The sequence below is a fragment of the Paraburkholderia rhynchosiae genome, assembly GCF_002879865.1.
Lineage (GTDB): Bacteria > Pseudomonadota > Gammaproteobacteria > Burkholderiales > Burkholderiaceae > Paraburkholderia > Paraburkholderia rhynchosiae.
Genome location: NZ_PNXY01000001.1, coordinates 127,470 through 140,433 on the forward strand (window position 1 = coordinate 127,470; position 12,964 = coordinate 140,433).

The 12,964-nt window shown below is 61.5% G+C and carries 10 protein-coding genes; 4 read left to right on the forward strand and 6 right to left on the reverse strand.

Annotated elements, in window-relative coordinates; translation table 11 throughout:
- Positions 1 to 70: 70 nt before the first annotated feature.
- The 3 genes from C0Z16_RS00600 to C0Z16_RS00610 all read right to left on the reverse strand — a co-directional run bounded on the left by C0Z16_RS00600 (position 71) and on the right by C0Z16_RS00610 (position 3,331).
- Complete coding sequence (locus C0Z16_RS00600; RefSeq protein WP_102630303.1) at positions 71 to 928, reverse strand: carbohydrate ABC transporter permease; 858 nt, start codon at positions 926 to 928, stop codon at positions 71 to 73.
- Positions 918 to 1,856: a carbohydrate ABC transporter permease gene (locus C0Z16_RS00605; RefSeq protein ID WP_102630304.1), complete on the reverse strand. Its 939-nt coding sequence runs from the start codon at positions 1,854 to 1,856 to the stop codon at positions 918 to 920. The genes C0Z16_RS00600 and C0Z16_RS00605 overlap by 11 nt, the downstream gene beginning before the upstream one ends.
- Before the next feature lie 227 nt (positions 1,857 to 2,083).
- A complete protein-coding gene (locus C0Z16_RS00610) occupies positions 2,084 to 3,331 on the reverse strand; it encodes an ABC transporter substrate-binding protein (RefSeq protein ID WP_102630305.1) in 1,248 nt (415 codons plus the stop codon).
- A 546-nt stretch (positions 3,332 to 3,877) separates the two neighbouring features.
- Here C0Z16_RS00610 and zwf point away from each other — a divergent pair.
- The 4 genes from zwf to C0Z16_RS00630 all read left to right on the forward strand — a co-directional run bounded on the left by zwf (position 3,878) and on the right by C0Z16_RS00630 (position 9,105).
- The gene (zwf, locus tag C0Z16_RS00615) at positions 3,878 to 5,341 is read left to right on the forward strand and encodes a glucose-6-phosphate dehydrogenase (RefSeq protein WP_102630306.1); all 1,464 of its coding nucleotides are present in this window, start codon (positions 3,878 to 3,880) and stop codon (positions 5,339 to 5,341) included.
- Between the two features lie 49 nt (positions 5,342 to 5,390).
- On the forward strand, positions 5,391 to 6,137 hold the full coding sequence (pgl, locus tag C0Z16_RS00620; protein WP_102630307.1) for a 6-phosphogluconolactonase: 747 nt from the start codon (positions 5,391 to 5,393) through the stop codon (positions 6,135 to 6,137).
- Positions 6,115 to 8,031, forward strand: a complete 1,917-nt coding sequence (locus C0Z16_RS00625) for a bifunctional transcriptional regulator/glucokinase (RefSeq protein WP_102630308.1) — start codon at positions 6,115 to 6,117, stop codon at positions 8,029 to 8,031. The genes pgl and C0Z16_RS00625 overlap by 23 nt, the downstream gene beginning before the upstream one ends.
- Before the next feature lie 147 nt (positions 8,032 to 8,178).
- Positions 8,179 to 9,105 (forward strand): bestrophin family protein, encoded by a 927-nt coding sequence (locus tag C0Z16_RS00630; protein ID WP_102630309.1) that lies wholly within the window; start codon positions 8,179 to 8,181, stop codon positions 9,103 to 9,105.
- 35 nt (positions 9,106 to 9,140) lie between these two features.
- Here C0Z16_RS00630 and C0Z16_RS00635 read toward each other — a convergent pair whose 3' ends face one another.
- The 3 genes from C0Z16_RS00635 to dcd form a co-directional block, all read right to left on the reverse strand.
- The gene (locus tag C0Z16_RS00635; RefSeq protein ID WP_102630310.1) at positions 9,141 to 9,866 is read right to left on the reverse strand and encodes a lysozyme inhibitor LprI family protein; all 726 of its coding nucleotides are present in this window, start codon (positions 9,864 to 9,866) and stop codon (positions 9,141 to 9,143) included.
- A gap of 2 nt (positions 9,867 to 9,868) precedes the next feature.
- A complete protein-coding gene (locus C0Z16_RS00640) occupies positions 9,869 to 12,154 on the reverse strand; it encodes an arginine/lysine/ornithine decarboxylase (protein ID WP_102630311.1) in 2,286 nt (761 codons plus the stop codon).
- Positions 12,155 to 12,241: 87 nt separating this feature from the next.
- Positions 12,242 to 12,811, reverse strand: coding sequence for a dCTP deaminase (dcd, locus tag C0Z16_RS00645; protein WP_102630312.1), 570 nt, complete (start codon positions 12,809 to 12,811; stop codon positions 12,242 to 12,244).
- Between the last annotated feature and the right edge of the window lie 153 nt (positions 12,812 to 12,964).

Below are 12,964 nucleotides of genomic sequence, written 5' to 3' on the forward strand. Positions count from 1 at the left end.
GGCGGTGCTTCACGCGTTCATGCACGAAGCGCCGCCGCGCTCGGATGGTTTAGCCTGGACTGACCTGGCGTTAGCCCTTCACTGCGCCCGCCGTCAGGCCGCGCACGAAATAGCGTCCGGCGACGATGTAGACCAGCAAGGTCGGCAACGCGGCGATGATCGCGCCGGCCATGTCCACGTTGTATTCCTTCACGCCGGTCGAGGTGTTCACGAGGTTGTTCAGCGCCACCGTGATCGGCATCGAATCGACGCCGGAGAACACAATCCCGAACAGGAAGTCATTCCATATCTGCGTGAATTGCCAGATCAGGCACACCATGAAAATGGGCAGCGACACCGGCAGCAGAATCTTCGTGAAGATCGTGAAGAAACCCGCGCCGTCGATACGCGCCGCCTTCACGAGTTCAGCCGGAATGCTGACGTAGAAGTTGCGGAAGAACATCGTGGTGAACGCGATACCGTAGATCACGTGCACCACCACCAGACCGGTCGTAGTGTTCGACAGGCCGAGCATGCCTTCGAAACGCGCCATCGGCAGCAGGATCGCCTGGAACGGAATGAAGCAGCCGACCAGCAGCAACGTGAAGATCGGATCGGCGCCGCGAAAACGCCAGTGCGTCAGCACATAACCGTTGAACGCGCCGATGATCGACGAAATCAGCACCGCCGGTATCACCATGCGCACGGAGTTCATGAAGAACGGCTGCATGCCGTCGCAACGAACGCCGGTACACGCGCCGCTCCATGCCTTGATCCACGGATCGACGGTCCAGTGCGAAGGCGGCGTGAGCAGGTTGCCGGTGCGCAACTGGTCGATGTCCTTGAACGACGTCGACAGCATCACGTACAACGGGAACAGGAAGTACAGGGCAAACAGAATCAACGCCGCGTAAATGACGGCGCGGCTGATCGTCATCTTAGGCTGCATTGCGGGTGCTCCTCGATTCCAGATACATGAGCGGCACGAGCACGGCCACGACGGTTGCGAGCATCATGATCGACGATGCCGCGCCGACGCCGAGTTGCCCGCGATTGAACGAAAACGTGTACATGAAAATCGCCGGCAGCGACGACGAAGTGCCCGGACCGCCCGCCGTCAATGCGACCACCAGGTCGAAGGTCTTGATCGTGATGTGGCAAAGAATCAGCAGCACGGAGAAGAACACCGGACGCATGCTCGGAATCACGATTTTGCGGTAGATGGTGGGCAAGTTCGCGCCGTCCATCTGCGCGGCCTTGAAGATTTCACTGTCGACACCACGCAGTCCCGCGAGGAAGAGCGCCATCACAAACCCGGTGGATTGCCACACCGCCGCAATCACGACGCAGAAAATCGCCTTGTCCGGATCGCCCAGCCAACTGAACGAGAAGCTCGTCCAGCCCCAGTCGTGAAAGACTTTTTCGAGGCCGATGCTCGGCGTCATGATCCATTGCCACGCGGTGCCGGTCACGATGAACGACAACGCCATCGGGTAAAGAAACACCGCGCGCAGCGCGCCTTCGTTGCGGATCTGCTGATCGAGCAGGATTGCGAGGAACAGGCCGAGCCCGATACAGATACCGATGAACGGGATGCCGAACCAGCCGAGGTTCGCAGCCGACGTCCAGAACACGTCGTTATCGAACAGTTCGCGATAACGGTCGAGACCGACAAAATCATAACGAGGCATCAGCCGCGAATTGGACAGCGACAGATAGCCGGTGATGGCAATGAAGCCATACACGAAGACCAGGCTGATGACGACGCTGGGTGCGAGCACCAGCTTCGGAATCCAGCGATCGGCAAGGGCCGCCATGGGCGATACGCGGCGGGCGACGTTAGCCGTTTTCCCGTTTCCGCTGATAGAAGCAGTCACTACTCGACTCCTGCTGAAACTGTACCGCCGGGCCGCTCACGTATGATGCACACGACAAACCTGACAACGTGAGAACGCAAACAAACGCGAAGCCGCAACGGTATAGGTGTGACTCTATGAAACCAGGGTGAAGCCGCCTGCATCGGCGCGTGCAGCGTGTCGCAATCCAACGCAATCAGCGGCGCGAAGCAGCGCCCCCGATTGGACACGCCGCTTCACTGCTTCACTTACTTGGTCTTCGCTGCCTTCGCGAGCGCTGCAACCGCGCTCTTCGAATCCTGCTGCGAGTTCATGAACTTCGTGACCACGTCGGAGATCGCGCCGGCTGCTGCATCCGGCTGAGCCATGCCGTGCGCCAGCGAAGGCACATAGCCGCCCGACTTGATCGCGACCTGTTCATCCGCGTACGACTTCTTCGCGCAGTCGTCGAACTTGGTCATCGACACGCCCAGACGAACTGGAATCGAGCCCTTGTTCAGGCTGAACTGTTCCTGAAATTCCGGCGACATGATGGTCTTGGCGAGCGCCAGTTGACCCGGCGTTGCAGCCTTCTGGCCCTTCTGCTGGAAGAACACGAAGGAGTCGACGTTGAACGTGTAGGCCTTTTCCGTGCCCGGCACGGCAGCGCACACGTAGTCCGAACCCGACTTCTTGCCGGCGTTGGCGAATTCGCCCTTCGCCCAGTCGCCCATGAACTGCATGCCGGCCTTGCCGTTGATGACCATCGCCGTTGCCAGGTTCCAGTCACGGCCCGTGCGGCCCGCGTCGAAGTAACCCTGAATCTTGCGGACCGTGTCGAACACGCCGACCATCTTGTCCGACGTCAGCGTCTTTTCGTCGAGGTCGACCAGCGCCTTCTTGTAGAAGTCCGCGCCTTGCGACAGCACGACGTCTTCCCACAGCGTCAGGTCTTGCCACGGCTGGCCGCCCATCGCGATCGGCTGGATGCCCGCGGCCTTCATCTTGTCGGCCACCGCGAAGAATTCAGGCCACGTGGTCGGCACTTTGCCGCCTGCCTTTTCGAGCGCTGCCTTGTTGATGTACAGCCAGTTCACGCGATGCACCGAGAACGGCGCCGCGACGTAGTGACCGTCCGCGTGCATGATCTTGTCGATTTCCGGCGGCAGGTTCTTCTTCCAGTCGCCCGCGACGGAGTCGATCGGCACCAGCACGCCTTGCGAAGCCCAGTCCTGGATCAGCGGGCCTTTGATCTGCGCGGCGCTCGGTGCATTGCCCGAGATCACCTGCGTCTTGAGTGCCGTCATGGCAGCCGCGCCCGCGCCACCCGCAACCGCAAAGTCCTTCCACGTGTAACCCTGCTTCGTCATGTCGTCCTTGAGGACGCCGACGGCTTTCGATTCGCCGCCCGAAGTCCACCAGTGCAACACTTCGACCGACTCGGCAGCCTGCACGGCCGAGACGCCACACATCAGACCTGCGGCGCACAAAGCGCCCATGATCGCGCGAAATTTCATTGCTTATCTCCTCCAGACACCTGAACAAAAAACAAATGGCCCCTGATGTCGCCAGGGTGCTGTGGTTGGTTCAAAACAGGCAAAACACTGGGCGATCGAGCACGGTCGGGCGCATGCGCGAAGCATGTGCCGGCGGACCGATGTTCGGCCGCTGGAAGCTCAAGAGATGAGTGGTTCGGGATGCAACTGATTGTCTCCTCTTTTGATTTTTGCCTGCCCGCGTCGCGCGGCAGACTCGAGGTGCACTGCACGTCAAACGAGGCAACCGGCGCCTGCCGGCGCGCGACTCCCCGGCGTTCCGGTAACGGCCGCCGGGGGCATGCCGGGCTATGCCGGCACGCAATGTCCGTTAACATGCAGGAGACGCCCGCCGATTAGCGAAAACGCGCAACCTTGCCTGACAGCGCACGCTTTTTTCATCGAATTAGCGCTACCTCTTGATTTGGATTGTAGTTAAACTACAATTCAGTGTCAAAAAAAATTTTATCGGACTACGGTCGCCCTTTTTGCTCCATTCCGGCGGCCCCAGGACATCGACGGAGACTCATGCAAACCGATTCAAGTTTCACCTTCGTTCTCTTCGGCGGAACCGGCGATCTGTCGATGCGCAAGATTCTCCCCGCACTGTTTGAAGCGCACCGTGCGGGCGGCATGCTGGCCGACAGCGGCAAGATCGTCGCGGTGGCGCGCCATGCGGCCGATCGCGGCGAGTACCTTCAGTGGGTCAACGAGCACGTCAAGCCGTACGTATCGAAGAACGGTGTCGACGAAACGGCGTGGGCCAGCTTTCTCGAACGTATCGAGTTCGTGAAGATCGACTTGGGCAATCCGGAAGACTTCACGTTGCTTCGCGATGCGGTCAAGGACCTACCGGGCATCCGCGTGTTTTATCTGGCCACCGGCCCGTCGCTGTTCGTGCCGATCTGCCGCGCGCTCGCCTCGGTCGGGCTCAATGAGAATGCGCGCATCGTGCTCGAAAAGCCGCTCGGCTACGACCTCAAGTCGTCGAATGCGATCAACGACGCGGTCGGTGAAATCTTCGCTGAAGAACAGATCTACCGGATCGACCACTACCTCGGCAAAGAGCCCGTGCAGAACCTGCTGGCGCTGCGCTTCGGCAATGCGCTGTTCGAGCCGCTATGGCGTCGCGAGTGGGTCGAAAGTATCCAGATCACGATTGCCGAGGAACTCGGTGTCGAAGCGCGTGGCGATTTCTACGACAATACCGGCGCACTGCGGGACATGGTGCAGAACCATTTGCTGCAACTGCTTTCGATTGTCGCAATGGAGCCGCCGCATTCAATGGACTCGGACTCGGTCCGCGACGAAAAGCTGCGCGTGCTGCGTGCGTTAAAGCCGATCGATCCGCTCGACATCGGCAAAGTTGCGGTGCGCGGCCAGTATCATTCGGGCGGGATTCGCGGCAGTGCGGTGCCGGCCTATGCGACGGAACCCGGCGTGAAGCCGAACAGCACGACGGAAACCTTCGTCGCGTTGAAAGTCGAGATTGAAAACTGGCGCTGGGCTGGCGTGCCGTTTTTCCTGCGCACCGGCAAACGGCTTGCGGACCGCGTCGCGGAAATCGTCGTGAATTTCCGTGCGGTGCCGCACTCGGCGTTGGGTGTTTCGGCGTTGCGCGCGGGCGCGAATCGTCTGGTGATCCGCTTGCAGCCGAACGAAACCATTCGTCTCTACTGTCTCGCGAAGCAGCCCGGCGAAGGCATGAATCTCGCAAGCGTTCACCTGGATCTCGCGTTCGACCAGTTTTTCCGCGAAGGGCAGATGGAGGCGTATCAGCGCCTGCTGCTCGACGTGATCAACGGCCGGCTCGCGCTGTTTGTGCGACGCGACGAACAGGAAGCCGCGTGGCGTTGGGTCGAACCGATCCTGAACGAATGGAAGGCTTCGAACAAACCGCCGAAGCCGTATGCATCGGGTACCTGGGGTCCTGCCGCCGCCAGCGCGATGCTCGCGCAGCACGGCACCTGCTGGCTCGAAGAAGAGAATTGATTCACGGCGGATTTTCGCAGATCTAACAAAAAAGCAGCACGGAGGAGAAGTGATCGAGCTTCACGCTTTCGACGATCAACGCGCCCAATCCGACGCGTTGGCGAAGGCGGTTGGCGACGCGTTACATGCATCGCTGGCCGCACAGACGGCAACGTCGGACGCCGGTATATCCGGCGCGTCCACAGCCGGCACATCCACTGCCGGCGTGCGCCCGGCCCTGCTTGCCGTGTCCGGCGGCAGCAGTCCGCGCTCGTTCCTGGAGACGTTGTCCACGCAAAGCTTCGACTGGGCGCGCATTGCCGTGACGCTGGTCGACGACCGCTGGGTGCCGGAGACGGACAGCGCAAGCAACTCGCAACTCGTGCACGCCACGTTGCTGCAGAACGCCGCGAAGAACGCAACCTTTTGGCCGCTCGCCGACACCACGCAGGATCTGCACTCTCACGTTGCCGCGCTGAACGCGGATGCGCGTTTTGCCGGCGCCCCCGACGTCGCGATTCTCGGCATGGGTGAAGACGGCCACACTGCGTCGATCTTCGCCGACGCGCCCGAATGGGATCACGCGATCACTACGACCGAGCGCTTCGTCGCCGTGCATCCGGGCAGCGCGCCGCATGCGCGTGTGAGCTGGTCGCTGTCCGCGCTGAAAGAAGTGAAACACCTGTTCTTGCTGATCGCCGGACCGCGCAAGATGGACGTGCTGAATGCCGCCGCATCTTCGCTACAAAAAAATGCCATCTCGCAGTTGGCAAACGACAAGGGAGTGAGACTCGATGTCTACTGGTGTGCAAACTAAGGCTGCTCCGGGCGCGGGCCAGCACGCCGATGGACCGAGGCTGCTGGCCGACATCGGCGGCACGAACGCGCGCTTCGCGCTGGAAACCGGCCCGGGCGAGATCGGCTCGGTGCAGGTCTACCCGTGCGCGGCTTACCCGGGCGTTGCCGAAGTCATCAAGAAGTATCTGAAAGACATGAAGATCGGCCGCGTGAATCACGCGGCGATTGCGATTGCGAACCCGGTCGACGGCGATCAGGTCAGCATGACGAATCACGACTGGAGCTTCTCGATCGAAGCGACGCGCCGCGCGCTCGGCTTCGACACGCTGCTCGTCGTGAACGACTTCACCGCGCTCGCCATGGCCCTGCCAGGCCTGACCGATGCGCAACGCGTGCAGGTCGGCGGCGGCACGCGCCGCCCGAACAGCGTGATCGGGCTGCTCGGTCCGGGCACCGGCATGGGCGTGTCGGGCCTGATTCCCGCCGACGACCGCTGGATCGCGCTCGGCAGCGAAGGCGGTCACGCCACGTTCGCGCCGGCCGATGAGCGCGAAGACATCGTGCTGCAATACGCGCGCAAGAAGTGGTCGCACGTATCGTTCGAGCGCGTGGCCGCGGGGCCCGGTATCGAAGTGATTTACCGTGCGTTGGCGGGCCGCGACAAGAAGCGCGTGGCGGCGAACGTCGACACGGTCGAGATCGTCAAACGCGCGCTGGAAGGCGAGCCGCTCGCAGCGGAATCCGTCGACGTGTTCTGCGGCATTCTCGGCACCTTCGCGGGCAATATCGCGGTGACGCTCGGCGCGCTCGGCGGCATTTATATCGGCGGCGGCGTGGTGCCGCGGCTCGGTGAGTTCTTCGCGCGCTCGTCGTTTCGCAAGCGCTTCGAAGCGAAAGGCCGCTTCGAGGCGTACTTGCAGAACGTGCCGACCTATGTAATCACCGCGGAATATCCGGCGTTCCTCGGCGTGTCCGCGATTCTCGCCGAGCAGTTGTCGAATCGCGCGGGCGGCAGTTCATCGGCGGTATTCGAACGGATTCGTCAGATGCGCGACGCGCTCACGCCGGCGGAGCGCCGCGTCGCCGATCTCGCGTTGAATCATCCGCGCTCGATCATCAACGATCCGATTGTGGACATCGCGCGCAAGGCCGACGTGAGTCAGCCCACCGTGATTCGCTTCTGCCGCTCGCTCGGCTGTCAGGGTCTGTCGGATTTCAAGCTAAAGCTCGCAACCGGTTTGACCGGCACGATTCCGGTGAGCCACAGCCAGGTGCATCTCGGCGATACCGCGACGGATTTCGGCGCGAAGGTGCTGGACAACACCGTCTCCGCGATTCTTCAGTTGCGCGAGCATTTGAACTTCGAGCACGTCGAGCGTGCGATCGACCTGTTGAACGGCGCACGGCGCATCGAGTTCTACGGCCTCGGCAATTCGAACATCGTCGCGCAAGATGCGCACTACAAATTCTTCCGTTTCGGTATCCCGACCATTGCTTACGGCGATCTGTACATGCAGGCGGCTTCGGCTGCGCTGCTCGGCAAGGGCGATGTGATCGTCGCCGTGTCCAAATCCGGACGCGCGCCCGAACTGCTGCGCGTGCTTGACGTCGCGATGCAAGCGGGCGCCAAGGTGATCGCCATCACGTCGAGCAACACGCCGTTGGCCAAGCGTGCGACGGTCGCGCTCGAGACCGATCACATTGAAATTCGCGAGTCGCAACTGTCGATGATTTCGCGAATCCTGCATCTGGTGATGATCGACATTCTCGCGGTAGGCGTGGCGATTCGCCGCGCGGTGCCAAGCGCGGACGTTGCTGAAACGGTGGCGAAAGCGCGTCAAGGCGCCGACGACGATGCGACCGCCGTACTCGACTGGCTCAGTCACGGCGCGGCTTCCTCGGCTCGCGATTGATGTCTGTATGAAAGCCACGCTACGGCGTGGCCTTTCATCTCGTGGAATGCGGATAGAAGCATTGCCTGTACGAGTACTGCGCTCCGATAGCGCCGCTCGAACAACAAGCGATAATAGAAACTCCATCGCTCACGGCAAAGCACACCGATGATCATCCGTCCGCATCTCCATTGGTTTCGCATGCTGCTCGCCTGGCGTGGCTCGGTGCTTCCGCAGTTGCTTCCACGGCTCTTTCTCATTTTTGCAATCTCCGTGATTGCGGTCGCCGCGCATGATCATCTGCTGCCGATCTCGCTGAATCTCAACACGACCGCGCCGTTCTCGCTGATCGGCATCGCTCTCGCGGTGTTTCTCGGCTTTCGCAATAACGCCAGCTATGACCGCTGGTGGGAAGCGCGCAAGCTCTGGGGGCAACTGCTGAACGACTCGCGTTCGCTCACCCGGCAGGCGCTCACGCTGCGAGCGAGGCCGTTGCCCCAACAAGAGCTAATCGAATTTTGCGCCGCGCTGGGCGCGCTCGCGCACGCGCTGCGCCATCAGCTTCGCAGGAGCGATCCGCGCGAAGACCTGGCCGCGCGTCTGCCGCCCGCGCTGTTCGAACGCGTGATGGCGTCGCGCTACAAACCGTCGATGTTGATGCTCTATCTCGGCGAATGGGTGCAGCGTCAGGCGCAGGCAGGCGCAATCGACCCGATGGCTGTACTCGCCTTCGACCGGAATCTGAATGGGTTGTCGGATGTGATCGGCGGATGCGAGCGGATTGCGTCGACGCCGCTGCCGTTTGCCTACTCGGTCATGATCCACCGCACGGTGTACTTCTTCTGCGCGTCGCTGCCGTTTGGACTGGTCGACAGCATCGGCATTTTCACGCCGGTGTTCGCGGTGTTTGTCGGGTACACGTTCATGGCGCACGAAGCAATCGCGTCGCAAATCGAGGAGCCGTTCGGCACCGACGATAACGACCTCGCGCTAAACACCATGTCCATCATCATTGAAGACGCGCTGCGCGATCTGCGCGGCGAACCGGCGCTTACGCTGCCCGATCCGCAAGCCGAAAGCTACGCGCTGACCTGATTCTCCCGTGACGCAGTGCGTTGCCGCTTACGGGCCTAGTCGTTGCCGACCGTTTCCGACAAACGCTTGAGCGTCACCACATGTGCACCGATGATGTCGATGCGGCCGCGCTCGTCGACGAGCGGCGTGGTCGCATTCAGATAGGCTGTCCACGCCTTTTGTGCGCGCGTCAGCGTGGGGCGGGAGCGCACCGGCATTTTTGCTTGCAGACGGCGGTAATAGCGGTTCATGTCGAACATCGCGTGTTCGCAGCGCGCGTCCGCGCGGCAAGTACGTGGACCGCGCACGGGATCGCCGCCGGCGCTCGCCTCGGCCACCGCCCTACGCAGCGCGAGCGCCCGGTCGCGCACCGGCTGCAATTGCATATCCGCTTCGGCGAGAACGTACATCGTGCCGCGCGTGGTGGCGAATACCGCCGCGAACAACTGCTTCTCGGCATCGCGCGAGGCCTGCCAGCTCGCCTGGCTCTTTTGCCACTGCCTACGCCGTGCCGACGGCAACTTCGGCTGTAGCTGTTGCCATGCGTTATCCAACGCGGTATTCCAGCCGATGCGCGCGGTGTCCATGCACTGCACCTGCCCCGCCGTCGACGACATATCGCTGCGGGCGAGACACGTGCGCATGGCGGCGTCGATCGGATCGGCGGCGGCAACTTCCGCGCTCGCCGTGAGCGGCGCGAGGCCACACACGAGCGCAAACACAAGCGCGCGAAACTCGCGCCGCCAGCCGCCGTTGTCCGCGAGGAACGCCGTCAGCCGCATTGTCAGACGCGCACGCAATCGACGAAATATTCGATGCGCCCGTTGATCATCTCGCCGACAAGCCCGTGAATGTCCGTGTGGAAACCCGGGAAGCGCTCATTGAACTCGCGCGCGAACCGCAGATAGTTGACGATGGTCTTGTTAAAGCGCTCGCCCGGAATCAGCAACGGGATGCCTGGGGGATACGGCGTGAGCAGAATCGACGTGACGCGGCCTTCAAGTTCGTCGATAGGCACGCGGTCGATCTCGCGATGCGCGAGCTTCGCGAACGCGTCGGACGGCTTCATCGCCGGTTCCATGCTCGACAGATACATCTCGGTCGTCAGGCGCGCAATGTCGTTCGCGCGGTAGACGCTGTGAATCTGCTGGCACAGATCGCGCAGGCCGACCCGCTCATACGTGGGATGCAGCGCGACGAAATCCGGCAGCACGCGCCACAACGGCTGGTTGTTGTCGTAGTCGTCCTTGAACTGCTGGAGTTCGGTCACCATCGAATTCCAGCGGCCCTTCGTAATGCCGATCGTGAACATGATGAAGAACGAGTACAGGCCGGTCTTCTCGACAATGATGCCGTGCTCCGCCAGATACTTCGTCACGATCGCGGCCGGAATGCCGGTTTCGCCGAACCCGCCGTCCATGTCCAGACCCGGCGTGACGATGGTCGCCTTGATCGGATCGAGCATGTTGAAACCTTCGGCGAGCGGGCCGAAGCCATGCCACGAATCGTTCGGGCGCAGCATCCAGTCTTCGCGCGAACCGATGCCTTCTTCCGCGAACTGGTCCGGTCCCCAGACCTTGAAGAACCAGTCGTCGCCGTACTCGGTATCGACCTTGGTCATCGCTCGGCGGAAATCCAGAGCTTCAGCAATCGACTCTTCGACCAAAGCCGTGCCGCCGGGCGCTTCCATCATCGCCGCGGCCACGTCGCACGACGCGATGATCGCGTATTGCGGGCTCGTCGACGTATGCATCAGATACGCCTCATTGAAGCGGTGCTTGTCGAAGCGGCTGTTTTTCGAATCCTGCACGACGATCTGCGAGGCCTGCGAAATGCCGGCCAGGAGCTTATGCGTGGAGTGCGTCGCGAACACCATCGCGCCGATGCGCGGACGACCCGCGCCGATCGCATGCATGTCCTGATAGAACTCGTGGAATTCCGCGTGCGGCAGCCAGGCTTCGTCGAAGTGAAGCGTGTCGAGCCATTCGCCCAACATTTCCTTGATCATCTCGACGTTGTAGATCACGCCGTCGTACGTGCTTTGCGTGATGGTCAGAATGCGCGGCTTCAGATCGGGATTCTTGGCGAGCGCTTCGCGTGCGAACGGATTCGCCTCGATCTTCTTGCGGATGTTTTCCGGCTCGAACTCCGAACGCGGAATCGGACCGATGATGCCGAAGTTGTTGCGCGTCGGCGTGAGGAACACCGGAATTGCTCCGGTCATCGTGATCGCGTGCAGGATCGACTTGTGGCAGTTGCGGTCCACCAGGACGATGTCGCCGGGTGCGACCGTGCCGTGCCAGACGATCTTGTTCGACGTCGACGTGCCGTTAGTCACGAAAAAGACGTGGTCCGCGCTGAAAATGCGCGCGGCGTTGCGCTCCGAAGCCGCGACCGGACCCGTGTGGTCGAGCAGTTGCCCAAGTTCGTCCACGGCGTTGCAGACGTCCGCGCGCAGCATGTTCTCGCCGAAGAACTGATGGAACATTTGCCCGAGCGGACTCTTCAGAAACGCGACGCCGCCCGAGTGCCCAGGACAGTGCCACGAGTACGAACCTTCTTCGGCGTACTGCACCAGTTCCTTGAAAAACGGCGGCGCGAGCGAATCCAGATAAACCTTTGTCTCGCGGATGATGTGACGCGCGACGAACTCCGGCGTGTCCTCGAACATATGGATGAAGCCGTGCAGTTCGCGCAGGATGTCGTTCGGCAAGTGGCGCGACGTACGCGTTTCGCCGTACAGAAAGATCGGAATGTCCGCGTTGCGGCGGCGCACTTCGGTCACGAACGCGCGCAGCGCGACGATGGCCGCCGCCAGTTCCGGCGTCTCGCCTTCGACAACCACGTTCTCGACGTACGGCAGCAGCTCGTCGTCGTCGATTGAAAGGATGAAGCACGACGCGCGGCTCGACTGCTGCGCGAACGAAGTCAGATCGCCGTAGCTCGTCAACCCGAGCACTTCCGCGCCTTCTTTCTCGATTGCTTCGGCCAAAGCCCGGATGCCGGAACCGGAGATGTTCTCGGAGCGGAAATCTTCGTCGATGATGACGACGGGAAAACGGAACTTCATGGGCGATTCTCCAAAAAGAACGACCGCTGCACTGGATAGATTGCAGCGGTCACCCTGTGTACCTGGTGGGTCAATGCGCTGCCGACGTCACGTCTTCGGCAACGTAACCCCGTGCTGACCTTGATATTTGCCGCCGCGATCCGCGTACGACGTCTCACAAATTTCGTCGCTTTCGAAAAACAGCACCTGGGCGACGCCTTCGTTCGCGTAGATTTTCGCAGGCAAAGGTGTCGTATTCGAGAATTCAAGCGTGACGTGGCCTTCCCATTCCGGCTCGAACGGCGTGACGTTCACAATGATGCCGCAACGCGCGTACGTGGACTTACCAAGACACACGGTCAGCACCGTGCGCGGAATGCGGAAATACTCGACCGTGCGGGCCAGCGCGAACGAATTCGGCGGAATGATGCAGACGTCGCCCTTGAAGTCGACAAACGATTTCTCGTCGAAATTCTTCGGGTCAACGATAGTCGAGTTGATGTTCGTGAAGATCTTGAATTCGTCGGCGCAGCGGATGTCGTAGCCGTAGCTCGATGTGCCGTAGCTGACAATCTTCCGGCCGTCTTCGGAGACGCGAACCTGATCGGGCGCAAACGGCTCGATCATATTGTGCGACTCGGCCATGCGCCGGATCCACTTGTCGGATTTGATGGTCATAGGTGAACGCTGCTCGACGTGAATAACAGGTGTGTGACGGATAACAACCCGGTGTGTGCCGGGCACCTTGCGGCTTACTTTCCCGCTGACGCCGGATCGGCCTGAATGGCTCGCTCAGGAACGGGCTGCATCAGCTGGGCCGCCAGCTACACG